Here is a 25,133-nt window from a genome sequence, read left to right as displayed (position 1 = left end):
GGAGTGCCCGACATGATCAGCACCAGGATAGGCTCACTCAGCCTGCTGGCCGGCGCGATGCTGCTGGCCAGCGCTGGCGCCTTCGCCAATGTGGAGCCGGCCAAGCCTGCGACCACGGCCAAGGAGCTGCAACAGGCCAAGACGTATACCGTCAGCAGCGCACCCACCGAGGCGCTGAATCTGGCCGCGCCGAAACTGCCGGACATTTCCGGCTACACCGCCGAAGCCGCTGCGGCGAAAATCAACCGCAGCAAACCGGGCAAGATCAGCGTGCGCCGGATGATGCAGGAAGACGCGTTGAAGGACTTCATCGGCGGCGACAACAAGATGGCCGAATGGGTGGTGCGTCAGCACGGCATCCCGCAGGCGATCTTCGTCGACGACGGTTACATGAACCTCAAGGACTTGGCCAAGAAACTGCCCAAGCAGTACTTCAGCGAGACCGCGCCGGGCGTGTACCTGTCGAAGCTGCCGATCGTCGTGGGCCGTAAAGGCATCCTCGAAGTCGACGGCCAGACCCAGGAACTGCGCCTGTCGCAAGAGGCCGGTGCGTTCATGGTCAACGACGGCCAACTGTTCGTGCGTGACACCAAAGTCACCGGCTGGCGCGAAAAGGAAAACGGCCCGGCAACCTTCCGTTCGCCGAAGGAATTCCGTCCGTTCCTGCTCGCCTGGGGTGGCACCGAGACCTACATCGTCAACAGCAAGATGGCCAGTTTCGGCTATGCCAACAGTAAGTCGTACGGGGTGAGTATTTCCCAGTACACGCCGAACATGGCCAAGGTGCTCAAGCGACCTGAACCGACCGGCTGGATCGTCGGCTCCGAGTTCTCCGACATGTGGTACGGCTTCTACTGCTATGAGACCCGCGACTTTGTGGTCAAGGGCAACACCTACAAAGACAACATCGTCTACGGCATCGACCCGCACGACCGTTCCCACGGCCTGATCATTGCCGAGAACACCGTGCACGGCACGAAGAAGAAGCACGGGATCATTATTTCCCGTGAGGTCAACGACAGCTTCATCTTCAACAACAAGAGCTTCGACAACCACCTCTCGGGCCTGGTGATCGACCGTAACAGCGTCAACAACATCATTGCCTACAACGAGATCTACAAGAACCACACCGACGGCATCACCCTCTACGAGTCCGCCGACAATTTGCTGTGGGGCAACAAGGTCATCAGCAACAAGCGCCACGGCATTCGCATTCGTAACAGCGTGAACATCCGCCTCTACGAAAACGTTGCCATGGCCAACGGTCTGACCGGCGTCTACGGCCACATCAAAGATCTGACCGACACCGACCGTGACATCAAGCTCGATCCGTTCGATGCGCAGGTGTCGCTGATCGTCGTTGGCGGTGAACTGGCGGCCAACGGCAGCGGACCGCTGTCGATCGACTCACCGTTGAGTGTCGAGCTGTATCGCGTGTCGATGCTGGCGCCGACCAAATCCAGCGGCATCAGCTTCAACGGCATCCTCGGCGAGCGCCAGGATGAAATTCTCGACCTGCTGGTGCGCCAGCAGAAAGCCGTGCTGATCGACCCTGTCGAACGCCAGACCGAAATGCAGGACTGAGGATAATTTTATGCACCCACACTTGATCAGATTACTCAGCCTGTCGGCCCTGACCGTGGGCATTCTCGCGGCCAGTAACGGCGCCCGTGCCGATGACGCAGCTGGCGCGACGCCGCCAAAGTTCAGCGCCGAACCGTGCTGCAACCTGTGCCCGGCGGCGCATGACGCGAAGAATTACACCACGCGTTATCAGCAGAACTTCACCACCCTGGTGCAGGCGCAAGGCGACTGGCTGTTCCGGACGCAGGAAGATTTGCGCACCGAGTTCAACACCACCCCGGCCGGCTACAAACGTCTGCAACAACTGCACGATGCGTTCAAAGCCAAAGGTGTCGAACTGGTGATCGTCTACCAGCCGACCCGTGGCCTGGTGAACCGCAACAAGCTCAACCCGCAGGAAAAAGCCGCGTTCGATTACGAGAAAGCGCTGGGCAACTACAAGACCATGCTCGGCCGTTTCGCCAAGATGGGTTACGTGGTGCCGGACCTGTCGCCGCTGACCAACGAATCGCTGCCGGACACCCTGCCCGCCCACGATTTCTACTTCCGTGGCGACCAGCACTGGACGCCATACGGTGCGCAGCGCACGGCGAAAATCGTCGCTGAAAAGGTCAAGCAGATCCCGGCCTTCGCCGACGTGCCCAAGCGTGAATTCGAGACCAAGCGCTCCGGACGCATGGGCAAGACCGGTACCCTGCACAACATGGCCGGGCAACTCTGTGGCACCAGTTACGCGATTCAGTACATGGACCAGTTCACCACCGAGCCTAAGGGCGAAGCGGGTGACGGCGATCTGTTCGGCGACTCTGGCAACCCGCAAATCACCCTCGTCGGTACTTCGCACAGCGGCAAGAACTACAACTTCGCCGGTTTCCTCGAAGAGGCCATCGGCGCTGACATTCTCAACGTCGCCTTCCCCGGCGGTGGCCTGGAAGGTTCGATGTTGCAGTACCTCGGCAGCGACGAATTCCAGAAGACCCCGCCGAAGATTCTCATCTGGGAATTCTCGCCGCTGTACCGCCTCGATCAGGAAACCATCTATCGCCAGATGATGTCTCTTCTCGACAACGGCTGCGAAGGCAAAGACGCGCAAATGTCCGCGAGCACCACGCTCAAGCCGGGCAGCAAACAAGAACTGCTGGTCAACAGCAAGAACCTGAACCTGCAGAACAGCAGCCATCAGGTCGACATCCGCTTCGCCGACCCTTCGGTGAAAACCCTGCAAGCCACCCTCTGGTACATGAACGGTCGCCACGAGGACATCAAGATCGAGAAACCGGAAACCTCCGACACCGACGGTCGTTTCGCCTTTGAGCTGCGCACGGACGAAGACTGGGCCACGCAGAACCTGCTGGCGGTCGAAGTCCAGGGCCCGGAAGCGGGTACCGCGCCACAGAAAGTCGAAGCGAAAATCTGCAAACGCAACGTATTCCCGGGCGCTGGGCAACAAACCGCTCAGGTCGGGCAATGAGGTCTGCTATGCGAAACTCGAAACTGAAAACTCTTTTAGCGCCAACGCTGCTCGGGCTGGCGATCTTCGCCGGCACCGCGCAGGCCGCCGCGCCACTGCGTCCACCTCAGGGCTATTTCGCGCCTGTGGATAAATTCAAGACCGGTGACAAAAGCGAAGGCTGCGATGCGATGCCGACGCCGTACACCGGGCCGCTGCAATTTCGCAGCAAATACGAAGGTTCGGACAAGGCTCGTGCAACGCTGAACGTGCAGTCGGAAAAGGCCTTTCGCGACACCACCAAAGACATCACCACGCTGGAACGCGGCACCGCCAAACGGGTGATGCAGTTCATGCGCGACGGTCGTCCGGAACAGCTCGATTGCACGCTGAACTGGCTGACCGCGTGGGCCAAGGCCGATGCGTTGATGTCGAAAGACTTCAACCACACTGGCAAGTCGATGCGCAAATGGGCGTTGGGCAGCATGGCCTCTTCGTACATTCGCCTGAAATTCTCCGACTCGCATCCGCTGGCCCAGCATCAGCAGGAAGCGCAGTTGATCGAGGCGTGGTTCAGCAAAATGGCCGATCAGGTGGTCAGCGACTGGGACAATCTGCCGCTGGAAAAAACCAACAATCACTCGTACTGGGCTGCATGGTCGGTGATGGCGACGTCGGTCGCGACCAACCGCCGCGACCTGTTTGACTGGGCGGTGAAGGAATACAAGGTTGGCGTCAATCAAGTCGATGCCGACGGCTTCCTGCCGAACGAACTCAAGCGCCAGCAACGCGCCCTCGCCTATCACAACTACGCCCTGCCGCCGCTGGCGATGATCGCCAGTTTCGCCCAGGTCAACGGGGTCGATTTGCGTCAGGAAAACAACGGTGCGCTGAAGCGACTCGGTGATCGGGTGTTGGCGGGGGTGAAAGACCCGGATGAATTCGAGAAGAAGAACGGCAAAGAGCAGGACATGACCGATCTGAAAGAGGACATGAAATTCGCCTGGCTCGAACCGTTCTGCACGCTCTACACCTGTGCGCCGGATGTCATCGAGAAGAAGCACGGCATGCAGCCGTTCAAGACTTTCCGCCTCGGTGGGGATCTGACCAAGGTCTATGACCCATCCCATGAAAAGGGCAACAAAGGCTCATAAAGCAAAAGCCCCTCACCCTAACCCTCTCCCAAAGGGAGAGGGGACTGACCGAGGTGGCTGTGCGAGTTACGCCGAAATGAAATACCGAGTCGATCTCAGGTGTTGAAAAACAATCGAGATCAGGCTGCAAGGAAATACCGAGTCGATCTCCAATTCTTGAAAACCATGGAGATCAGGCTCCCTCTCCCTCCGGGAGAGGGCGGGGGGTGAGGGAAAGATTTCAAGGCCCTGCACAACCCTGACAGAAACACCGTTTCACCCCTCCACTACCACGGGGGGTTTGGGGGGGCTTTGGCCCTTGACTGTTGGTTCAAACATGGAGAGATCGGGATGGTATTTTCATCCAACGTGTTCCTGTTTCTGTTCTTGCCGATCTTTCTCGGCTTGTACTACTTGAGCGGGCAACGCTATCGCAATTTGCTGCTGCTGATCGCCAGCTACGTGTTCTATGCCTGGTGGCGTGTGGACTTCCTCGCGCTGTTCGCCGCCGTCACGCTGTGGAACTACTGGATCGGCCTCAAAGTCGGTGCCGCCGGCGTACGAACCAAACCGGCGCAGCGCTGGCTGTTGCTCGGTGTCGCAGTCGACCTGTGCATCCTCGGCTACTTCAAGTACGCCAACTTCGGCGTCGACAGCATCAACGCGATGATGACGTCGGTCGGTCTCGAACCGTTCATCCTCACCCACGTGCTGTTGCCGATCGGTATCTCGTTCTACATCTTCGAGTCCATCAGCTACATCATCGACGTGTATCGCGGCGACACCCCGGCCACGCGCAACCTGATCGACTTCGCAGCGTTCGTGGCGATCTTCCCGCACTTGATTGCCGGCCCGGTTTTGCGTTTCCGCGACCTCGCCGACCAGTTCAACAACCGCACGCACACCCTCGATAAATTCTCCGAGGGCTGCACGCGGTTCATGCAGGGTTTCATCAAGAAAGTCTTCATCGCTGACACCCTCGCGGTGGTCGCTGACCATTGCTTCGCCCTGCAAAACCCGACTACGGGTGATGCCTGGCTCGGCGCGCTGGCCTACACCGCGCAGCTGTATTTCGACTTCTCCGGTTACAGCGACATGGCCATTGGTCTGGGCTTGATGATGGGTTTCCGTTTCATGGAAAACTTCAAACAGCCGTACATCAGTCAATCGATCACCGAGTTCTGGCGCCGCTGGCACATCAGCCTGTCGACCTGGCTGCGTGACTATCTGTACATCACCCTCGGCGGTAACCGTAAAGGCACGCTGATGACCTATCGCAACCTGTTCCTGACCATGCTTCTCGGTGGTCTGTGGCACGGCGCGAACATCACTTACATCGTCTGGGGCGCCTGGCACGGCATGTGGCTGGCGATTGAAAAAGCGCTGGGTCTGAACACCTCGCCGCGCAGCCTCAACCCGATCCGCTGGGCGCTGACCTTCCTGCTCGTGGTCATGGGCTGGGTGATCTTCCGTGCCGAAAACCTGCACGTTGCCGGGCGCATGTACGGCGCGATGTTCAGCTTCGGTGAATGGTCGTTGTCGGAACTCAATCAGGCCAGCCTCACCGGTCTGCAAGTGGCGACTCTGGTCGTGGCGTACGTGACGCTGGCCTTCTTCGGTCTGCGCGATCTGTACACCAATCAGCCACCAGCCAAAACCAAACCTGAAGTCAACGTCGAGGCCAACGGCCCTGCGACGGCGACCCCGGGGATGATCAAGGCAGCGCCAGGCGAAAACCCGGCAAGCATCCATGAGCCCGGCTACACCGTCGGCGTCGAAGCCCAGGTGCAACCGGCCTACTGGAGCGCTGACTGGTCGCGCTACGTGATGCGCGGCTTGATCCTGCTGCTGTTCATCGCCTCGATTCTCAAACTCTCGGCGCAAAGCTTCTCGCCGTTCCTTTACTTCCAGTTCTGAGGGATCTGACATGACCCGCTCATTACGCATCTTCTACATCGCCCTGTTCCTGGTGACCCTGTTGGTCCTCGGTGTGTGGTCGGTTCGCAGCTTCTTCGGCTTCAGCACCAATGCCGATGCGACGGTGCTCAACGGCCGCTGGACCAAAGCTGTGGAAACCCATTACGACGAAGAATTCCCGATCAAGCGTCTGGGCACCAACCTCTGGGCCGCGCTGGATTTCAAACTGTTCAACGAAGGTCGTCCGGGCGTGGTGCTCGGTCGCGATCAGTGGTTGTACAGCGATGAGGAATTCAACCCGATCGTCAACGAAGAGCTGAACCTGCAAGGCAACTACGCGCTGGTCGAAGGCGTGCGCCAGACCCTGAAAGACAAAGGCGTGAAACTGGTGATGGCGATCGTGCCGGCCAAGGTTCGTCTGTACCCGGAGCATCTGGGTGAAGTGAAACCGGCGAGCATTCACGAAAACCTTTATGAGGATTTCCACCAACGCGTCGCGGCGGACAAGATCCTCGCCCCGGACCTGCTCAAACCACTGCAACAGGCCAAGCAGAGCGGCCAGCAAGTGTTCCTGCGCACCGACACCCACTGGACGCCGGAAGGCGCCGAGATCGCCGCGAACACCCTGGCAAAAACCATCGCCGACAAGTTCCCGCTCAGTGGCGAGCCGCAGCGCTTCGTCACCACCCCGGCGGAGAAGGTTACGCACAAGGGCGATCTGCGCTTGTTCCTGCCGCTCGATCCGCTGTTTGAAAACCTGATGCCGGCGCAAGAGCCGCTGCAAAAGCGCAACACCGTCGCGGCCGGCGAGCAGCCTGCCGGTGACGACGCGCTGTTCGCCAGCAACGAAGTGCCGGTGGCACTGGTCGGCACCAGCTACAGCGCCAACCCCAACTGGAACTTCGTCGGTGCGCTGAAACAAGCGCTGCACAGCGACGTGGTGAGCTACGCCGAAGACGGCCACGGCCCGATCCTGCCGATGCTCAGCTACCTGAAAAGCGATGACTTCAAGAACAGCCCGCCACAGGTGCTGATCTGGGAGTTTCCTGAACGTTATCTGCCTGTGAACAACGAAATCGGCGACGCCGACCCGCAGTGGGTCGCAGAGCTTAAACAAGCCGGCGCACGCCAACAAAACGTAGCAATCAACACTAAATCCGAGACGCCCGATCGGGCGCAAAACTGAAAGAGAGGTACACCATGACTTTCACTACTACTCCTCGTCGTCTCGCAAAGCGCATTGCACTGGTTGCTGGTCTGAGCGTGCTGTCAGTCCAGGCTTTCGCCGGTGGCGACGCCGCGCTCTACGGCCCGACCGCACCGAAAGGCTCGTCCTTTGTGCGCGTCTATAACGCCAGCAACGCTGAAGTCAGCGCCACTGTCGGCAGCACCAACCTGAGCGACGTTGCGCCACTGGCCAGCAGCGACTTCAGCTTCATGCCGGGCGGTGATTACAGCGCCAAGGTCGGCAGCCAGACCCTGCCAGTGAAGCTCGCCGGTGACCACTACTACACCCTGGTCAACAACGCTTCCGGCGCGCCGCAATTGATCGAAGAACCGCCGTTCAAGAACAAGCAGAAATCCCTGGTGCGCGTGCAGAACCTCAGCGACAAACCGCTGACCCTGAAGACCGCCGACGGCAAGACCGACGTGGTGCCGAACGTGGCTGCCAAGGGCCGTGGCGAGCGTGAAATCAACCCGGTGAAAGTCAGCCTGGCGCTGTACGAAGGTGACAAGAAAGTCGGCGACGTGAAGCCGGTCGCCCTGGAGCGTGGTGAAGCCGCAGTGCTGTACGTCACCGGCAGCGGCAGCAGCCTGTCGCCAGTCTGGGTGAAACGCCCGGTATCGACCCGCTAACAAATTTCCCGATGAGACGCTGACCCCTGTAGGAGCTGCGGCACGCTGCGATCTTTTGACTTTTTATGAAGATCAAGATCAACAGATCGCAGCCTTCGGCAGCTCCTACAAGGGAATGCGGCGGCCTCTCGGTACGAAACAAAAACAAGAGTGAAACGACACAGCGTTCGTGCCTCTAACCAATCGATTTTATGGAGTAAACAATATGATTCCGGTGATCTTGTCAGGTGGTAGCGGTTCACGTCTTTGGCCGCTTTCGCGTAAGCAGTTCCCTAAGCAATTCCTCGCCCTGACCGGCGAACACACACTGTTCCAACAGACCCTCGAACGCTTGGTGTTCGAAGGCATGGACACCCCGATCGTGGTCTGCAACAAGGATCACCGCTTCATCGTCAACGAGCAGTTGGCCAATCGCAATCTCGAATGCCAGCGCATCCTGATGGAACCGTTCGGCCGCAACACCGCGCCGGCCGTGGCGCTGACCGCGATGATGCTGGTCAATGAAGGTCGTGACGAACTGATGCTGGTGCTGCCGGCTGACCACGTCCTCGAAGACCAGAAAGCCCTGCAACGCGCTCTGGCCCTGGCCACCGTCGCCGCCGAAAACGGCGAAATGGTGCTGTTCGGCGTGCCGGCGACCAAACCGGAAACCGGTTACGGCTACATCAAGTCCACCGGCGATTCGCTGCTGCCCGAAGGCGTTAGCCGCGTCTCGCACTTCGTCGAAAAACCCGACGTCAAACGTGCCACCGAGTACGTCGAATCCGGCGGTTACTATTGGAACAGCGGCATGTTCCTGTTCCGCGCCAGCCGCTTCCTCGAAGAGCTGAAAAAGCATGATCCGGACATCTACGACACCTGCCTGCTGACCCTTGAGCGCAGCGAGCAGGACAATGACACCGTGACCTTCGACGAAGCCACCTTCGCTTGCTGCCCGGACAACTCCATCGACTATTCCGTGATGGAAAAAACCCAGCGCGCCTGCGTAGTGCCACTGACCGCTGGCTGGAGCGATGTCGGCTGCTGGTCGTCGCTGTGGGAAGTCAACGAGAAAGACGCCAACGGCAACGTCAGCAAAGGCGACGTGGTGATCCAGGACAGCAAGAACTGCATGATCCACGGCAACGGCAAACTGGTGTCGGTGATCGGTCTGGAAAATATTGTCGTGGTCGAAACCAAAGACGCGATGATGATTGCCCACAAGGACTCGGTCCAGGGCGTCAAGCAGATGGTCAACACGCTCAACGAGCAAGGCCGCAGCGAAACCCAGAACCACTGCGAGGTTTACCGTCCGTGGGGCTCGTACGACTCGGTGGACATGGGCGGGCGTTTCCAGGTCAAGCACATCTCAGTGAAACCGGGCGCGTGCCTGTCGCTGCAGATGCATCACCACCGCGCCGAACACTGGATCGTGGTCAGCGGCACCGCCGAAGTGACCTGCGATGAAAACGTGTTCCTGCTCTGCGAAAACCAGTCGACCTACATCCCGATTGCCTCGGTGCATCGCCTGCGCAACCCGGGCAAGATCCCGCTGGAAATCATCGAAGTTCAGTCGGGTTCGTACCTGGGCGAAGACGATATCGAACGCTTCGAAGATATCTACGGTCGCTCCACCCCGGTCGAGCGCGGCGTGTCGGTGAAAACCATCGCGCAATAACGTTCAGCAAGACAAGAAGCCCCCGTCCAGCCCGCTGCGTCCCCTATCCGCAGTGGGTTGGGCGGGGGCTTTTTCTTTCGAATCAGCCCATTTTCAAAGGCCTTGCTTTCTGCTTTGCGAACGTTTTCCAGTTGTCCAACTGCTGACTCGACAACGCCTTGAGCTTTCCGGTTTTAAAGAACGCTGTGTGCAATTCCTGCTTGGTCACATGACCTGAATCGATCATGAATTTCGCCATGTTTCCGCCCCAATGCTGAGGTCCGCCCCCGACATTCGTGGTGAAGTAGGCCGTTTGATACTCGGCCCCCGGGTACATCGCAGTGAACACTTCGTAGGCAAAAAAATCGGCGATGTATTCGTCATAGTTACTATTGGCAACGCTCGTATCCGTTAATGGCTGAAAGCCAACATGTGCATGTGAAAGGTAGTGCATGGCTTCATGGACGATCGTTGAGCGTATCTTGTCGGCGTTGAGCCGGCCATTTTCCGAATAATCCGGCGCAGTGACCCCCATATAGATAACGCCCTTGGGCGAAGTCCACGCAGGAGGATTCGCGGCAAGATTTTCTTTATTGAAGTACATACTGCCATTACCGGGAATCTCACGGATCTTTTCGGTGAGCTGTTCATGCGTCACATCGACAACATTGATCGCCCCCACCTGTAATCCAAACAATTGATTCGCTGTCTTCGCGAGACGGGAAAGATCTACATAGTCTTGAGTTCGCCAGCTTTTTGAAGCGACGTTGGCTGATTGTTTCCCGGGAGCCAGGATCACAGGCTGAAACACGTTCGGGGCTTGCGCTACCGATCCCGGCGGCGGTGGTCGTGGTGGCGCCATGGGGCCCGCGCCGGGAAGCGGTGGCCGCGGCGGAGCCATCGGGCCGGCACCGGGCGGCGCCGGGGGGGCAGGCCGTGGTGGCGGTGGACGGGGCGGTGGCAACGACGACACATCCGGTTTTTGTGGTTTCCTACCGTCACCATCAACAAGCGTTACGGGATTGTTAAGCACCATCCGATAAAGATTCAGACCGTCAATGGCCCCAGCCGGATCCGGATTTATCCAGCGCTGCAACCACGGGATGTAATACCGAAAGCCGTAGTAGTACAGCCCGCTGGCATCACGTTCCTTGCCCGAATAACGCACGGTACGGTAACTGACCTCGGACTCGCTGCTCCACGCCGTTTCGCCGAATGGATAGTAGGTTTCCTGACTGATTATCCGCGCGTCTTCGCCCAACTCGAGACTGGCCGAGCCGAGATGATCGGTGAAGGTGTAGCGATAGCGATCATTGCCACCGGGCGGAGGCAGCGTTTGCCAATGCAGGACACTGGCGCTGTTAAGCCCGGCCTGTACCGAAACAACCTGCAGTGTCTCGCCAGCGCTGTCGATACGTAACTCCAGTCCCGGCAGATAACGCACCTCGGTGAGCACCGTGCGCGCATTAGTCTGCAAAGACCTGATCTTGCGTACGCGTTGCCCCCCGGCGTCGTAAAGATAAGTTTCCTGATCGTCAGATTCGCCAATCCGCTCCACCGGGCTGACCGATTGCAACTGGTTGCGCATGTTCCATCGCACCCGTCTGCGTTGATCCAGCTCGAGCAAATTGCCGCGTGCATCGAAGGCAGCTGCAATGTGCTCCTCGGTCGGCGGCACGTCGTTGCACCAAGGCAGAGCGCGATTGCTGTAGCGGGCGGTCTTGATTTGGCGTCCGTGCGCCTGAACGCCGACATGCGTCAACTCGAGCAAATTGCCGCCGGCATCATAACGATAGGTTTGCCGGTAGTTGCTGAATGCCGCCGGATCGGCGCGACCGGCAAACTCCGGCCCCTGGTTCCGCGCCCCCGCCTCCCAGCCGCTCGCCTCGTTCAATTGATAGAGACTGTCGTAAGTAAATCGGCTGATCGGCTCGATGCGCTGGTTGGCAAAAAATCGGATGGGCTGGGCTTTGTCCTCAATGCTCAACACATTGCCCATCGGGTCGTAGGCGTAGACCAATTGCTGCAATAACTGGCCGCTGGTGCTGCTAGCACTGCGGCTGGTCAAACGACCGTTCTGCGGCTGATAGGCCAATGTGCTGCGTACACCGTTGCCCGCCAACTCATGCTCGACTTGCCCGTCGGCGTTGTAACGAATGTCACTGACCATCGGTCGGCTATCGGCCTGGTGCTTCAACTGCAAATGCGCGGCACGCAAACGCCCGTCGACTGTCAGTTCAACCCCCTGCCTATTACCTCGCGCGTCGACTTGTTCGAGCACTTGAGCAAGCGGGCCAAAGCGCCATCGGCTAGTGGCGCCCTCGCCCGGCTCAAGCAACCGTGCACGTTCTTCAATCAGTTCGGGCCAATCGGGGGTGACGGGATCCTGGGTGAAGTGGCGAGTGTTTTCGTTGCATTGGCCGCTGATCGCAAAGGTTTCAAACAACACGCTGCCCGCCGGATCGTCATGGCGGATTAACTGGCCGAGCTGATTTCTGTTCGGGTCACCGGCGCCGAGCTGGCCATAGCTGTAACGCTCGACGCACCGGCGCGGCGTCGCTACGGTTTCTTCGAAGATCGCCACCGGTCGCAGCAATACGTCATATTCCACGTCACGACGGGTTCCCCGGCTGTCCCAATCAAGCAGCAATTGCCCGCCGAGACCGTACAACGCGACCTGCGTACCAGCGTCGACGTTATCCGAGCGCAACACTTGGTTACTCAACGAGTAAACCGTGGCCAGAGTGGCCGGGGTCTGTGGGTCGGACATTTGCAGTGCCCACGAACGCGGGTCCCACTGCGCAACAGCGCGCCCGGGCATGTCATGCAAGGTGCGGTGGATGCGACTTTGAGTGGCGCCGACGCCATCGCCGCGCCAATAGTCGACCGTGCGAATCAAAAGCCCACGAGGGTCGCTCGCCGTAAGCGTCGGAGTGTTGTAATGGACCCCCATATGTCTCGTACCCTACATTCAATGACTGCGCCATTTCGTCCCAGCGAAGACATATAACCGCTCGGACGCCCGGATGCCTACTGTCAGAAATTACAGTTACGACCCACGGTCGCATTCGATTGCCGCGCCAATGAAGACGATATCGAACGCTTTTTCATACCCTTGCCAGTTAACGCGCGATCGCCACACGCTTGCTCATCGACTGGCGGATTTTAGTAAAGGCATGCGCAGATACACTGGCATTTGTTCTGGTGAACAAGCCTCTCTTGCCCGGTTGATAACGGGTGATACTGGCAGTTCCTTCAACGGTCTGATAATGGATATTCCATGCCTGCAGTTTTCGATCGAATTTCATGAATGCAAAAGCGTTTTTAAACTCCTGCATTTGTCCACTGTCGTTAACGGCAAAACCGTAATCGGGGTACTCCATCGCAGCACCGAGACCCAAACCACGTTCGCTACGAGGCAGGTTATTGAACTGGGCATCTTCCTTGCCACCTTCCACATGACGCACTCGAAGCACGTTTTTGTTCAACTGCTCGACCGTCAGCGAACAGCCACTGAAGGCCGGGGTGAAGACGTGATCCGGCTGGACCCCGGACGGATTGACGGGGATATCGACATAGCCCCCCTGAGGTGCCCAATAGCCGGCGACCGCGTTGGCTTTATCAGGCATCTCGCCGGCAGCGATGTCGACAATTCTCAATGCGTTGAAAGCACCACTGCTTGCGCCTGAGTAAGCCAGTTTATCCATCGTGAAGATGAATTCGGCGCCGCCCGCGGTATTACTGAGGCCGTTGACGACAGCTTTGGAATAACGCCCAGGCGTCGGGTCTAAATACTTGGTGTCGACCACAACCTTGCCGAACTCGGGTGCTTGCAATGCCTTGCCGATATTGGTCGGGTTGCCCATCGCAGGTACAAATCGATTGGGTTCGCCTTTATCCTTGAATGCGAGGGCGGGGATCTGGCGATCGGAAGCTGTGGCAATGACCGGTTCCCACAAGCCATTGGCCAACTGTTTACGGGTAACCGCTCCGTCGCTATCGATATAGGTAACGGGGTTGTTCAGTGCCATTGTGTAGAGGTTGCTCCCATCGATATAGCCTTTGGGATCCGGGTTCATCCAGCGCTGTAACCACGGGATGTAATACCGATAGCCGTAGTAATACAGACCCGTTGCATCGCGCTCTTTACCGGAGTAGCGAATCGTTCGATAACTGACTTCAGACTCCCGGTTCCATGCCGTCTCGCCGAATGGGTAGAACGTTTCCTGACTGATGATTCGCCCGTCTTCGGCCAGTTCAAGACTGGCCGATCCGAGGTGGTCGCAGAAGTGGTAACGGTACTGATCATCACTGTCCGAAGATGGTCGATCCTGCGGGTGCAACACGTTTACGCTGTTGAGTCCGGTCTGTGCCGAAATGACCTGCATTACCTCGCCAGCACTGTCGGTACGCAACTCCAGCCCCGGTAAATAGCGCACTTCGTTGATGACGGTGCGCGCGTTGGTCTGCAGCGAACGGATCTTGCGCACACGCTGACCACTGGCGTCATACACATACACTTCGCGATCGTCGAGCCCGCCGCGCCTTTCCACCGGGGTGACTGATTGCAACTGATTACGCAGGTTCCACTGCACGTTATGCCCTTGATCCAGCGCGAGCAGATTGCCACGAATGTCATAGGCCGCCGCGATCTGCGCTTCGCTGGGCGGCACACCGTTGAGATAGGGCAAACCGCGATTGCTGTAACGGGCAACTTGCAACTCACGTCCTTGGCCTTGTCCGCCGAGATGATTCAGCTTCGTCAGATTGCCGCCCGTATCGTAGTGATAAGTCTGCTGATAGTTGCTGACTGCCGCTGGGTCAGTACGACCGGGCGTACTCGCCCCCTGACTCGCTGCACCCGTCCCCCACCCGGTCGCCACGATCAACCGGTAAAGGCTGTCGTAGACAAACTCGCTGAGCGGATCGATACGCTGGTTGGCGAAATAGCGGATCGGCATTGCCTGATCCCTGATGCTGACAACGTTGCCCATGCGGTCATAGGCGTAGATCAGATCCTGCAATATCGCACCGCCAGTTTTGCGCGCGTGACGATTCATCAGGCGACCGTCCTGCGGCCGGTACTGCAAACTCGTTCGCACACCGTTGCCGGCCGTTTCCCGCTCGACCTGGCCGTCGGCGTTGTAGTGGATATCACTGACCAGAACCTGCTCGACGGGCTCGTCCTTGAGTTGCAACCGGATAGCGTGCAACCGGCCATCGACAGTCTGGGTGAACCTCTGCCGATTGCCACGGGCATCGATTTGTTCGAGTACTTGCCCGTGTGCTCCGATACACCAACTACTGACCGCACCGTCGCCAGGCTCCAGTAACTGCAAACGCTCGTCGATCGGTTCGGGCCAGTCCGCACGGGTCAGTTGCAACGTGAAGTGGCGAGTGCTTTCGAGGCGATGGCCGCTGAGTGCAAAACGGTTGAACTGCAGGCTGCCGGCCGGATCGTCGTGACGGATCAACTGACCGAACTGGTTTCGCGCTTGCTCGCCTTGACCCGGCGCGCCGTAGACAAAACGCTCGGCACATGACCGCGGCTGCCCAGGAGCAGTTTCGAACACCGCTAGCGGACGCCGCATCAGGTCATATTCAATTTCACGCACGCTGCTGCGGCTGTCCCAGGTCATCAGCACTTCAGCCGCGAGCCCCCGCAGTTCGATCTGCGTCCCGGCATCGACACTGTCAGTGCGCAACTCCTGACCGCTGAGGGCATACACCGTCGTCAGGTTGGCCGGTGTTTGCGGGTCGGTGGCTTGCTGCGCCCACAATCGCGGATCCCACTGCCGGATCGTGCGCCCGGCCTCGTCACAGACCATTCGGCTGGTACGCGATTGCGCCGCAAGACTGGCGTCGGCACGCCAGTAATCGAGGCTGCAAATGGTTAACCCGCGAGGGTCGACCACTACGAGTCGAGGAGTTTTGTAGTGCAGATCCATAGCGCTACTCCGCAGGACAAGTCGATTTCAACTGCTGCAGAGCATCTGAGCAGTTGGACAACGCTCAGGCTACTGACAGAAATGACAGTGCCGACCGGCGGCAAATCCCGCTCGCGTTCATGTCCATTTGCTTTGCCCTTCGGTAGGATGAAGTTCACGTGATTGCGGAGACTCGAACATGTTCATCGGCATCCTGCTGGTCATCACCTGGCTGATCCTGTTACTGCGCTACCCGGCCAAGGCCTTGCCGGTTTCGGTGGCCGCCGCGATAGGTCTCGGTCTGGTGGCGATGTGGGTCGTCTGGCTGGACAACCGCGAGATCAAGCAATTGGCGCGGCTTGAGTTGCGCATCAGTTATGCGCCCGAACAGTGCCCGGCTGATCGTCCCTTGCAGCTGAAAATGAACAATGGCAACAATGTACCGCTGACCGAATTGCGCTGGCGCATCGCCGCCTACGCGCCGGGCGATACGGTCAACCTTGCCGACAATCAGTACACTGCCCCACGTTATCGCGGCCCCGGTGAATTACAGGCCGGCGGCAATTGGCAGGATTGTCTGCCGCTGCCGCCGCTGCGCCCCGGCTATCGCCCGCAGACCCTGGAGTTTCGCGCCGAGCGTTTGCAGGGCAGTTTCTCCGACTGATCGCCCTTCTCCGATTTTTTTGCACAAGGAATGCGCCATGCCCGTTGCGTTGATTACCGGTTGTTCCAGCGGCATTGGCCGCGCCCTTGCCGATGCGTTCAAAGCGGCGGGTTATGAAGTCTGGGCCAGTGCGCGCAAGGCTGACGATGTAGCAGCTCTGAGCCGTGCCGGATTTACTGCGGTGCAGCTGGACGTCAATGACAGCGTGGCGCTGGAGCAACTCGGCGAGCGGATCAACCAGCAACATGGCGGCCTCGATGTGCTGATCAACAACGCCGGTTATGGCGCCATGGGGCCACTGCTCGATGGCGGTGTAACGGCAATGCAACGCCAGTTCGAGACCAATGTGTTTTCGATTGTCGGCGTCACGCGTGCACTGTTCCCGGTATTGCGCCGGGCCAAGGGGCTGGTGGTGAACATCGGCAGTGTGTCCGGGGTTTTGGTCACCCCGTTTGCCGGTGCGTATTGCGCGTCGAAAGCCGCCGTACATGCCTTGACCGATGCCTTGCGCATGGAGCTGGCGCCGTTCGGTATTCGTGTGATGGAGGTGCAGCCGGGGGCGATTCAGTCCAGCTTTGCCAAAAATGCAGGGCACGAGGCCGAGCAGTTGATCAATGAACAATCGCCGTGGTTTCCATTGCGCGAGGGCATTCGCGCCCGGGCCAAGGCCTCGCAGGATAAGCCGACACCGGCGAGTGAGTTTGCGGCTGAACTGCTCAAGGCTGTGCAGCAGAGCAAACCGCCACGGCTAATCCGGATTGGCAATGGCAGCCGGGCGTTGCCGCTGTTGGCGGCGTTGTTGCCGAAGGGGTTGCTGGAGTCGGTGTTGATGAAGCGGTTCGGGTTGGGTGGGCAACTTTGAGACCGGGTTGACGCCTTCGCGAGCAGGCTCGCTCCCACATTTGAAATGCGTTTTCCTGTGGGAGTGAGCCTGCTCGCGAAGAGGCCTGGCCTGGCAACGCATACCCTCAGCCCCAACCCTTCATGAAATCAATGAACGCTCGCACCTTCAACGGTAAATGCCGGGTATCCGGATACAGCGCATACACCCCTTGCTGAGCAAAACGGTAGTCCGCCAACAACCGTTGTAACCGTCCCGCATCGAGATCGTCCTGAATCAGCCATTGCGGCAAAATCGCCACACCCTGCCCGGTCAACGCAAACGCCCTGAGCGTCGCCGAGTTGTCCGCAACGATAGCCGTGGTACCCGGTTTGGGCTGGTAGAAATGCTCCACGCCGTGTGGATCGCTCACGGTCATTTCCGGCACCCGTCCGTGCCCCAGCGTTGGCATCGACTCCAGCGTCGCCAGTGTGGCAACCGGGGCAAAGCGCTCGATCAACGCAGGCGTGGCCACCGCAAACACCTCGAATGTCGACAGCTGCACCGCGCGCAGATTGGAGTCGTGCATGCGCCCCAGGCGAATCGCCATGTCGAAGCGTTCGGAGATCAGATCGGCGTGAGTCGAGGAGGTCGACAGGTGAATATTCAACTGTGGCTGCTGTTGACGAAACACCTCCAGCGCCGGCACCACCTGTGCCAGGGCAAACTCCACCGTGGTGGTGATGCGCAACGTGCCTTTGAGCTGTGAATGCTCCGAACGCGCTTCCTCGATCGCCAATCGTGCCTCGTCCAGGGTGCGTAAACAGCGTCGATAAAAACGTTCGCCAGCGTCAGTCAGTGCCAGTTGTCGCGTATTGCGGGTGAGCAAAGTCACGCCCAGCTCTTCTTCTAGCCGTTTGAGATTGAAGCTCACCACCGCTCGCGTCTGGCCCAGAGTTTCGGCCGCAGCGGTCAACGACCCGGCCTCGACCACGGCTTTAAAGGTGTCAAAACGATCCAGACTGACCATATTCAGCCCACCCCCATGTCAAAAATATTTTGACAAACTAGCAGCCAAACCAGCGTTTTCCTATGACTGAAAGCCCCCTACCCTGCACGTCTCATCACAGGGAAGCTGCCATGGCTTATCGCTCGAAAGTCGCGCTGGTGTATCTGTTGGGGTTCGCCCTCGACTTGTTGAACATGTTCGTCGCCAGCATTGCCTACCCTGACATCGCCGGACAAATGCAAGCGTCGGTGACACAACTGGCGTGGATCACCAATGCCTACATGCTCGGCCTGACGCTGATCATTCCGCTGAGCGTATGGCTGGCGGCGCGATTCGGTGAGCGTCGACTGATCCTCGCATCGCTGCTGTTGTTTGGCTTCGGCTCTGCTCTGGTGGCGCAAGCGGGCTCGATTGAAAGTTTGATCGGTTGGCGGTTGTTGCAAGGGCTGGGTGGCGGGTTGCTGCTGCCGGTCGGCCAAGCGTTGGCGTATCGACAGTTTGCGCCGTCGCAGCGCGCGCATTTCACCGGTGTGGTGTTGCTGGTGGCGCTGATGGTGCCGGCACTGTCGCCGGCAGCGGGCGGATTGATTGTTCAGGCGTTGTCCTGGCGGTGGATTTTCTACCTGAATTTGCCGGTGGCGCTGCTCGCTTTTGGCCTTGGTCTGTTCTGGTTGAAACCCGATCAGCCTTCGGCTGAACGCCCGACGCTGGATGCTCGCGGCCTGCTATTGGCCGCGACGGCGCTGAGTTTATTGTTGATCGCCGTAAGCCTGGTGAGTGAAACAGACACCCGCATCCCCGGCCTCTTCACCCTCGCGCTCAGCTTCTTGGCACTGTGTATTTATCTGCGTGACGGCTGGCGCAAACCCGACGCGATCCTCGAACTGCAACTGATCAAGAATCCGTCTTTGCGCCTGGCGATGCTGATCTACCTGTGCGTGCCCGGCGTCTTCACCGGCACCCACATGATCGCCGTGTTGTACCTGCACAACCTCGGCGTCGGCGCCGCACAAACCGGTGCGTTGATGCTGCCGTGGGCGGCGGGTTCGGGCGTAGCGATCCTGCTCGGAAAACGCAGCTTCAACCGAGTCGGGCCCAAGCCGTTGCTGAGTGCCGGCATGCTTTTGCAATGCCTCGGTATCGTCTTGCTGATGCGCATCGAACAACCCGCCAGCACGCCGCTGATCATCGCCTACGCCCTGATGGGCCTTGGCGGCAGCCTGTGCAGCGTCAGCGCGCAGACATTGGCGTTTGTCGGTATCACACCAGAAAAAATGGGCCACTCCAGTGCCTTGTGGAACATCAATCGTCAGCTCGGTTTCTGCCTCGGCGCGGCGTTGCTCAGCTCCTTGTTGGGGGCTTTGGGTGGTGAGGGTTTTCGCTACTGCTTCCTGGCCGCTGCGCTGCTCACGTTGCTGCCGATGGTCAGTGTTTTGCGGTTCGATTCGACGGCAGTGCTCGCGCTGCTGACTTCACAATTACCCAAGGAAAAATCTACATGACTGACTACAGCGAATATTTTGAGGAAGTGATTCAGGCACACGAAGCCATCGAGCGATGGTTTGCCGTGGAGGGAGACGACGCTGAGCTGGAGCGACTGCTAGCGCGATTTTCGCCTGAGTTCTCCATGGTTTCGCCGCTTGGCCGGGTGTTGGATTTCGAGGTGTTGAGCGGCTTGTTTCAGATGGCTGGAGGTAAGAAGCGCGGGTTCAAAATTGAGCTCAGCGAACTCTGCGGGATTGCATTACACGAGCGCGGTGCGACGGTGAGTTACCGCGAGCAGCAGACGGACGCGAGTGGATTGAATACGGATCGGCGTTCGACGGTGGTGTTTGAACAGACCGCCGCCGGGCGGGTGGTCTGGCGGCATTTGCAGGAGACGTTTTGCGCTGAGTGATGGTTCGGTATTGGTCTGAAATACCGGGTCGCTCTTATCGCGAGCAGGTTCACTCCTACAGGGATCTTCGGTGTGTAGGAGTGAGCCTGCTCGCGATGCAGACGACGCGATCTATCAGTTATCAACAGATTCCTGACTCACCACCACCGTACAGGTAATCCCCGCCGCCAACAGCACACCCTCCGGCACTTCATCGATGTGAATGCGCACCGGCACGCGCTGCGCTAACCGAACCCAGTTAAAGGTGGGATTCACATCGGCGATCAACTCACGGCTTTCCGGGTTGTCGCGGTCGTAGATGCCACGGGAAATACTTTCCACATGGCCCTTGAGCACTTCGCCGCTCATCAACTGCATGTCGGCTTTGTCGCCGACTTTCACGTGGGGCAGTTTGGTTTCTTCGAAGAAGCCGTAAACCCAGAACGAGTTCATGTCGACCACGGCCATTTTCGCTTCGCCGATGCGCGCATAGTCACCGCGATGCACGTTGAGGTTGGTCACATAACCGTCGACGGCGGCGCGCACTTCGGTGCGTTTGAGATTGAGTTCGGCGGCCTCAAGTTGCGCCTGCGCGTGTTGGTAATCGGCCAGGGCGGCGTCGGCGATGTTGCTGGCGTCGTCGCGGTTTTCCTTGGAGATCACCAGGTTGTCGAGGTCGGCGCGGCGATGGGCGTTGACCTTGCGCATCTCCCACGTCGACTTGCGCGAAGCGACCAGCGACTGCGCTTGTTTGACGGCGATGCGGTAGTGCTCGGGGTCGATCTGCATGAGCAAATCGCCCTTTTTCACCAGTTGGTTATCACGCACCGGCACGTCGATCACCTCGCCGGTAACGTCGGCGGCGACGTTGATGATGTCGGCGCGAACGCGACCATCCCGCGTCCACGGCGTGTTCATGTAGTGCTCCCACAACGTGCGGCCGATCCACAGCGCCAGGGCCAGCACCAGCAGGGTCGCGAGCAGGCTGAAAAACTTTTTCATCAGATCGTTCTCAACGGTAGACAGTCAGCGCCATGGCGCCGAACAGACAGGTAAACAGACTCAGACGCAGCAGCGCCGGGTGCCAGAAAAAACGGTACAAATCGAAGCCGGACAAGAACCGGTCCACCGCCCAGGCCAGTGCCGCAGCGATGAAAAACATCAGGGTCATGGTCGGCATGTACACGCCGTGGAAGGCGATTTCACGAGGCATGGGCAAGTCCTTCGGGCTTGGCGGGGGCGAACGCGGCGAGCGGTGATTGCGGGTCGAGCAGCGAGGTGCGGATAAAGTGCAGATAGCTCTTCACCCGGCGCAATGCGGAGGTATCGAAGTGTGGGGCGAACGGCTCATCGGTCGCCGCCACGCGGCTGATCGCATGGTCGACGGCGACCAGTGCGCGCTCGAGATTGCTGGAGTTCGGTTGCAGGAACAGTCGCACCAGCGCGCGGCCCATCACGCGGATCGCCTGGCGCCACGGCTGCGATTCGGCATAGGCCGGGTGCACTGGCAGGATCGCCTGCTCCTTGCGCAACTCGATGATCGCGTGGCCGACTTCGAGCACCACGAACATCCAGCGCAGCAGGTTCTTTTGCACCTTCGGCTCACCCGCCGCGAGACCGTAGGCCTGATGCAGCAAATCGCGGGTGCGGCTCTCGAAACTCGAGGCCAGGCCTTTGAGTTTGCCGCTGATCGCGTAGACCACTTGCCCGCGCAGATCCTGCTCCAGACGTTTCCACAGCCAGCGGCTGTTCGGCGGCAAAATAATTGCCCCGGCTGCCGCGCAAACGAGCATGCCCATGACCATGGCGATGTAGTCGTTGATAAAGGTGTAGGGGTTGTAAATGGTCAGGTTGTCCGGCACTGAACCGGTACTGAAGAAGATCAGCAAACCGAGGCCGACCCCGGCGTATTGCGGCCGCGAGGTGAGGAACGAGCCGAGCACGATCACTGGCGCGAGCATCACGCAAAGCAAAGGGAAACCGTCGATCCACGGGAAGATGAAAAACATCTCGACGAAGCCGATCAATGCGCCGAGGAAGGTGCCGCAGGCCATTTGAAATGCCATGCGTTTCGGGTTCGGCGTAGCGGCGGAGAGGCCCACGGTGGCGGCGGCGATCAGGGTCATGGTCGCGCCACTTGGCCACGCGGTGGCGACCCAGTAGCTGCCGAGCACCACCAGAATAAACGAGGCGCGAATGCCTGATGCCGCAGCGGCCCACCAGTTGGTTTGCGGGGTGAACGGTTCATCCCAGCGCTCGCGTTCGTGTCGGTGATCGGCGAGTGACGCGTGGGTCTGTGCATAACTGTGCAGGTCGTCGACGAAGCGATAGAGCAATTCGTACGCGGTGTGGAAATCCAGTTGTTCGGCTTCACTTGGATCGGTGTCCTGAAAGATCCCGCGAAGGGTTCGCACACGCGTCGGCAGGCCTTCTTTGTAGCTCGCCAGCGCTGTCGCCAAACGAGCGGCATCGGGGCTGGTCAGGGCGCGGCCGCTGAAGCCGTCGAGCACTTCGGCGAGATCCTGCAGGCCCGGTCTGATCGCCGCGACAACGTGCTCTTCGCCGTTGACGCGCAGGCGTTCAAGCAACTGATGCAGGGCGTTGAAGCGCGTGGTGATGCCCATGAATTCGCTGTTCAAACGGCTCAGGCGACCGTTGCGTCGGCGCATGTGCGGGTCTTCGAAAACGGTCACACTGCGCAAGCCTTCAAGGCCCACCGCTTCGGCGATGAAGCGCACGTTGCTCGCCTCGAAAGACTCGGCTTTACTGCGCCCGCGCAGGCCATCGGTGACGAACAGCGCAAACACGCCGAAGCGCTGATACAAGGCGTTGCGCATGGCGGCGCTGGCGGTTTGCGGGAGGATCGCGGCGCTGACCAGGGTCGAGCAGAGAATACCCAGCGAGATCTCCAGTACCCGCCACACCGCCGCCATGAATGCGCCGTCCGGGTGCGCCAGTGCGGGCAAGCCGACCATCGCTGCCGTATAACCGGCGAGGACAAAACCATAAGCCCGGAAGTTACGGCAGCGCGCGGCACCGGCCGAGCATATGCCGACCCAGATCGCCAACGAACCGAGGAACAGTTCGGTGTTCTGCGCGAATAACGCAATCAGCGCGACCATCATCGCCGACCCGGCCAGCGTCCCGAGGAAGCGATAGAAACTCTTGGCGAACACCTGGCCGCTTTGCGGCTGCATGACGATGAACACGGTGATCATCGCCGTGCGCGGCTGCGGCAATTCCAGGCGCATGGCCAGCCACAGCGTGAGGAATGCGGCGAGCAACACCTTGAAGATGTAGACCCAGGTCACGCCATCGCTGCGCGCCCAGTCGAAGAAACCACGGCGCCATTCCAGGGAGTAGAGCCAGCGCAGAGGTGCGGGCAAGGGAGTCATTTAATTGTGCTCATGGATTCAGGCAAGACGCGGTCCCTGTAGGAGTGAGCCTGCTCGCGATAGCCATTTCACATTCAACATTTCTGTCGACTGATGCACCGCTATCGCGAGCAGGCTCACTCCTACAATGGGTTGTGTGTTCAACGTAGGAGGGCCGGGGTTTTCGGCGCTTGGGTTTTCTCGGCCGACGGTACGTCGTTGCCGGCACCAAGGCCCCCGCCCAGCGCAGTCACCAACTCCGCATGCGCACTCAACCGCGCCGCCTGCACCTGCTGCTGCACTTGCTGCTGCTTGAACAGCAACGTCTGCGCATTGAGCACGTTGAGGTAATCGGTGAGGCCGCGCTGATACGCGATCATCGCGATGTCGTAGGTCTTCTGCGCCGTGGCCACCGACTCGGCAGCGAAGCCTTGCTGCTTGTCCATCGACTCGCGGCGGATCAACTGATCCGAGATGTTCTTCAGTGCATTCACCAGCGTCTGGTTGTAATGCGCCACGGCGATGTCGTAACCGGCGGAGGCTTCACCCAATTCGGCACGCAGTCGGCCACCGTCGAAGATCGGCAGCGAGATCGCCGGGCCGACGTTGTAGTTGAGTTTCTTGCCGGTCAAAAACTCCAGCGCACCTCCGCCGGTGGCCATGTAACCGAGGCTGCCGACCAGATCGACGTTGGGATAAAACCCGGCGTGCGCCACATCGATCCCGCGAGCCTGTGCCGCGACTTGCCAGCGACTGGCGACCACGTCCGGACGCTGGCCGAGCAGTTCGGCGGGCAACGCTGACGGCAGTTTCAATGCCGCACCTAGGGACAATGTCGGGCGCTGCAACTGCGCGCCCTCGCCCGGCCCTTTACCGGCTAACGCTGCCAACTGATTGCGACTGAGGGCAATCTCTTCGTCCAGCGCATCGATTTGCCGATGGGTTTCCGGCAGCGGCGTCTCGGCCTGGCTGACTTCGAAGTGCGTGCCGATCCCGCCGTTCAAACGCTTCTGCGCCAGATCGAGAATCTGCTGTTGCTGCTTGAGCGTCGCGTCAACAATGTCGCGCTGCGCGTAATGCAGCGACAGTTCGATGTAGGCGCGAACGATGTTGTACTGCAATTCCAGCTGCGCCAGCCGCGCTTCGGCCGCACTCATGTGCGCCAGATCCACCGCCCGCTCGCTGCTATTGCTTTCGCGGCCCCAGAGGTCGAGGGCGTAGCTGAAACCCAGTGCGGCGTTGTTGTCCCAGGTGGTGGTGTTGGCCAGCTCGCCCGGACCGTAGAACTGATCGGTCGGCCAGTTGTGTCGTTTGAGCGTCGATTCGCCGTTGATCTGCAACGACTCCGCCGCTTCGGTAACGCCGGCCAGGGCTTTGGCCTGACGCACCCGCGCGGCGGCCATGGCCATGGTCGGGCTGCCTTGCACGGCGAGGCCGATCCAGCGGTTGAGTTGCGGGTCGCCGTAGGCTTGCCACCATTGCGCGGTGGGCCAGTTGGCGTCACGGGCGGCGTGGGCGATGGCGTCGTCGGTGGCCAGTGTATTGGCGTCCAACGCGTTGCCCTGCGGGGCAATTCCGTCCGTTGAGATGCAGCCGCCAAGACCCAGGGTAAAAGCCAGAACACTGAGCGGCAAAAGCGCTCTGTTGATGCGACGCGGCACAGCTGCGAATTCCTGAGAAGAGGATAAGGCGGGGCGTGTTCTCTGTAGGAGCTGCCGCAGGCTCGGGCCGCGTTCGGACGATCTTTTGACCTTGATTCCCTTAAAACAAAATCAAAAGATCGTCCGAACGCGGCCCGAGCCTTCGGCAGCTCCTACAGGAATCGGCGCAATTCTAGGGGGCGCCCTCAATGGCGATAAGCTGGGATTTCTGTGAATCTTTGTTAC

At 59.5% G+C, this 25,133-nt stretch carries 18 protein-coding genes; 11 read left to right on the top strand and 7 right to left on the bottom strand.

Annotation, left to right across the window (positions count from 1 at the left end; all coding sequences use genetic code 11):
* The first annotated feature begins 12 nt into the window (after positions 1 to 12).
* The 7 genes from algG to CQ009_RS08510 all read left to right on the top strand — a co-directional run bounded on the left by algG (position 13) and on the right by CQ009_RS08510 (position 9,598).
* Entirely contained in the window at positions 13 to 1,584 is a 1,572-nt protein-coding gene (gene algG, locus CQ009_RS08540; RefSeq protein ID WP_105705765.1) for a mannuronan 5-epimerase AlgG, read from the top strand.
* Between the two features lie 10 nt (positions 1,585 to 1,594).
* Positions 1,595 to 3,055: an alginate O-acetyltransferase gene (locus tag CQ009_RS08535; RefSeq protein WP_105705583.1), complete on the top strand. Its 1,461-nt coding sequence runs from the start codon at positions 1,595 to 1,597 to the stop codon at positions 3,053 to 3,055.
* Between the two features lie 8 nt (positions 3,056 to 3,063).
* Positions 3,064 to 4,188, top strand: a complete 1,125-nt coding sequence (locus CQ009_RS08530) for a mannuronate-specific alginate lyase (RefSeq protein ID WP_064393309.1) — start codon at positions 3,064 to 3,066, stop codon at positions 4,186 to 4,188.
* Between the two features lie 330 nt (positions 4,189 to 4,518).
* Complete coding sequence (locus CQ009_RS08525; RefSeq protein ID WP_105705580.1) at positions 4,519 to 6,084, top strand: MBOAT family protein; 1,566 nt, start codon at positions 4,519 to 4,521, stop codon at positions 6,082 to 6,084.
* A gap of 10 nt (positions 6,085 to 6,094) precedes the next feature.
* The gene (locus CQ009_RS08520; RefSeq protein WP_105705577.1) at positions 6,095 to 7,270 is read left to right on the top strand and encodes an alginate O-acetyltransferase; all 1,176 of its coding nucleotides are present in this window, start codon (positions 6,095 to 6,097) and stop codon (positions 7,268 to 7,270) included.
* Positions 7,271 to 7,284: 14 nt separating this feature from the next.
* Complete coding sequence (locus CQ009_RS08515) at positions 7,285 to 7,941, top strand: alginate O-acetyltransferase AlgF (protein ID WP_105705573.1); 657 nt, start codon at positions 7,285 to 7,287, stop codon at positions 7,939 to 7,941.
* 205 nt (positions 7,942 to 8,146) lie between these two features.
* Positions 8,147 to 9,598, top strand: coding sequence for a mannose-1-phosphate guanylyltransferase/mannose-6-phosphate isomerase (locus CQ009_RS08510; RefSeq protein WP_105705571.1), 1,452 nt, complete (start codon positions 8,147 to 8,149; stop codon positions 9,596 to 9,598).
* Between the two features lie 82 nt (positions 9,599 to 9,680).
* Here the strand turns inward: CQ009_RS08510 and CQ009_RS08505 are convergent, their stop codons facing one another.
* Both CQ009_RS08505 and CQ009_RS08500 read right to left on the bottom strand, forming a co-directional pair.
* The gene (locus CQ009_RS08505; RefSeq protein ID WP_105705569.1) at positions 9,681 to 12,530 is read right to left on the bottom strand and encodes an RHS repeat-associated core domain-containing protein; all 2,850 of its coding nucleotides are present in this window, start codon (positions 12,528 to 12,530) and stop codon (positions 9,681 to 9,683) included.
* A gap of 169 nt (positions 12,531 to 12,699) precedes the next feature.
* Positions 12,700 to 15,525, bottom strand: coding sequence for an RHS repeat domain-containing protein (locus CQ009_RS08500; RefSeq protein ID WP_105705567.1), 2,826 nt, complete (start codon positions 15,523 to 15,525; stop codon positions 12,700 to 12,702).
* 178 nt (positions 15,526 to 15,703) lie between these two features.
* On the opposite strand from CQ009_RS08500, the gene CQ009_RS08495 reads away from it, so the two are divergent.
* On the top strand, positions 15,704 to 16,168 hold the full coding sequence (locus CQ009_RS08495; protein ID WP_064393316.1) for a hypothetical protein: 465 nt from the start codon (positions 15,704 to 15,706) through the stop codon (positions 16,166 to 16,168).
* Positions 16,169 to 16,205: 37 nt separating this feature from the next.
* Positions 16,206 to 17,030 (top strand): SDR family oxidoreductase, encoded by an 825-nt coding sequence (locus tag CQ009_RS08490; RefSeq protein WP_105705565.1) that lies wholly within the window; start codon positions 16,206 to 16,208, stop codon positions 17,028 to 17,030.
* Between the two features lie 106 nt (positions 17,031 to 17,136).
* Here CQ009_RS08490 and CQ009_RS08485 read toward each other — a convergent pair whose 3' ends face one another.
* Positions 17,137 to 18,018 (bottom strand): LysR family transcriptional regulator, encoded by an 882-nt coding sequence (locus tag CQ009_RS08485; RefSeq protein WP_064393318.1) that lies wholly within the window; start codon positions 18,016 to 18,018, stop codon positions 17,137 to 17,139.
* Between the two features lie 110 nt (positions 18,019 to 18,128).
* Here CQ009_RS08485 and CQ009_RS08480 point away from each other — a divergent pair, with 110 nt between their 5' ends.
* Both CQ009_RS08480 and CQ009_RS08475 read left to right on the top strand, forming a co-directional pair.
* On the top strand, positions 18,129 to 19,499 hold the full coding sequence (locus CQ009_RS08480; RefSeq protein WP_105705563.1) for an MFS transporter: 1,371 nt from the start codon (positions 18,129 to 18,131) through the stop codon (positions 19,497 to 19,499).
* Positions 19,496 to 19,894, top strand: a complete 399-nt coding sequence (locus CQ009_RS08475) for a hypothetical protein (RefSeq protein WP_064393320.1) — start codon at positions 19,496 to 19,498, stop codon at positions 19,892 to 19,894. Before CQ009_RS08480 ends, CQ009_RS08475 begins: the two co-directional genes overlap by 4 nt.
* A 114-nt stretch (positions 19,895 to 20,008) precedes the next feature.
* Here the strand turns inward: CQ009_RS08475 and CQ009_RS08470 are convergent, their stop codons facing one another.
* The 4 genes from CQ009_RS08470 to CQ009_RS08450 all read right to left on the bottom strand — a co-directional run bounded on the left by CQ009_RS08470 (position 20,009) and on the right by CQ009_RS08450 (position 24,908).
* Positions 20,009 to 20,875: an HlyD family secretion protein gene (locus CQ009_RS08470; RefSeq protein WP_064393321.1), complete on the bottom strand. Its 867-nt coding sequence runs from the start codon at positions 20,873 to 20,875 to the stop codon at positions 20,009 to 20,011.
* A 10-nt stretch (positions 20,876 to 20,885) separates the two neighbouring features.
* Positions 20,886 to 21,086, bottom strand: a complete 201-nt coding sequence (locus CQ009_RS08465; RefSeq protein ID WP_007914106.1) for a DUF1656 domain-containing protein — start codon at positions 21,084 to 21,086, stop codon at positions 20,886 to 20,888.
* Positions 21,076 to 23,268 carry an FUSC family protein gene (locus tag CQ009_RS08460; RefSeq protein ID WP_105705561.1) on the bottom strand — a complete coding sequence of 731 codons (2,193 nt, stop codon included), beginning with the start codon at positions 23,266 to 23,268 and terminating at the stop codon, positions 21,076 to 21,078. Before CQ009_RS08460 ends, CQ009_RS08465 begins: the two co-directional genes overlap by 11 nt.
* A gap of 140 nt (positions 23,269 to 23,408) precedes the next feature.
* Positions 23,409 to 24,908 (bottom strand): efflux transporter outer membrane subunit, encoded by a 1,500-nt coding sequence (locus CQ009_RS08450; protein ID WP_105705559.1) that lies wholly within the window; start codon positions 24,906 to 24,908, stop codon positions 23,409 to 23,411.
* Positions 24,909 to 25,133 lie beyond the last annotated feature (225 nt).

The organism is Pseudomonas sp. MYb2, assembly GCF_002979955.1.
Taxonomy (GTDB): Bacteria; Pseudomonadota; Gammaproteobacteria; order Pseudomonadales; family Pseudomonadaceae; genus Aquipseudomonas.
This window is presented reverse-complemented; position numbering and strand designations above follow the sequence as displayed.

Excerpts from the sequence above, each read along its gene's own strand:
- CQ009_RS08490 (WP_105705565.1), top strand. The coding sequence starts at position 16,206 with ATGCCCGTTGCGTTGATTACCGGTTGTTCCAGCGGCATTGGCCGCGCC.
- CQ009_RS08510 (WP_105705571.1), top strand. The coding sequence starts at position 8,147 with ATGATTCCGGTGATCTTGTCAGGTGGTAGCGGTTCACGTCTTTGGCCG.
- CQ009_RS08465 (WP_007914106.1), bottom strand. The coding sequence starts at position 21,086 with ATGCCTCGTGAAATCGCCTTCCACGGCGTGTACATGCCGACCATGACC.
- CQ009_RS08525 (WP_105705580.1), top strand. The coding sequence starts at position 4,519 with ATGGTATTTTCATCCAACGTGTTCCTGTTTCTGTTCTTGCCGATCTTT.
- CQ009_RS08530 (WP_064393309.1), top strand. The coding sequence starts at position 3,064 with ATGCGAAACTCGAAACTGAAAACTCTTTTAGCGCCAACGCTGCTCGGG.
- CQ009_RS08500 (WP_105705567.1), bottom strand. The coding sequence starts at position 15,525 with ATGGATCTGCACTACAAAACTCCTCGACTCGTAGTGGTCGACCCTCGC.
- CQ009_RS08480 (WP_105705563.1), top strand. The coding sequence starts at position 18,129 with ATGGCTTATCGCTCGAAAGTCGCGCTGGTGTATCTGTTGGGGTTCGCC.
- CQ009_RS08535 (WP_105705583.1), top strand. The coding sequence starts at position 1,595 with ATGCACCCACACTTGATCAGATTACTCAGCCTGTCGGCCCTGACCGTG.
- CQ009_RS08505 (WP_105705569.1), bottom strand. The coding sequence starts at position 12,530 with ATGGGGGTCCATTACAACACTCCGACGCTTACGGCGAGCGACCCTCGT.
- CQ009_RS08475 (WP_064393320.1), top strand. The coding sequence starts at position 19,496 with ATGACTGACTACAGCGAATATTTTGAGGAAGTGATTCAGGCACACGAA.
- CQ009_RS08520 (WP_105705577.1), top strand. The coding sequence starts at position 6,095 with ATGACCCGCTCATTACGCATCTTCTACATCGCCCTGTTCCTGGTGACC.
- CQ009_RS08485 (WP_064393318.1), bottom strand. The coding sequence starts at position 18,018 with ATGGTCAGTCTGGATCGTTTTGACACCTTTAAAGCCGTGGTCGAGGCC.
- CQ009_RS08470 (WP_064393321.1), bottom strand. The coding sequence starts at position 20,875 with ATGAAAAAGTTTTTCAGCCTGCTCGCGACCCTGCTGGTGCTGGCCCTG.
- algG (WP_105705765.1), top strand. The coding sequence starts at position 13 with ATGATCAGCACCAGGATAGGCTCACTCAGCCTGCTGGCCGGCGCGATG.
- CQ009_RS08460 (WP_105705561.1), bottom strand. The coding sequence starts at position 23,268 with ATGACTCCCTTGCCCGCACCTCTGCGCTGGCTCTACTCCCTGGAATGG.
- CQ009_RS08515 (WP_105705573.1), top strand. The coding sequence starts at position 7,285 with ATGACTTTCACTACTACTCCTCGTCGTCTCGCAAAGCGCATTGCACTG.
- CQ009_RS08495 (WP_064393316.1), top strand. The coding sequence starts at position 15,704 with ATGTTCATCGGCATCCTGCTGGTCATCACCTGGCTGATCCTGTTACTG.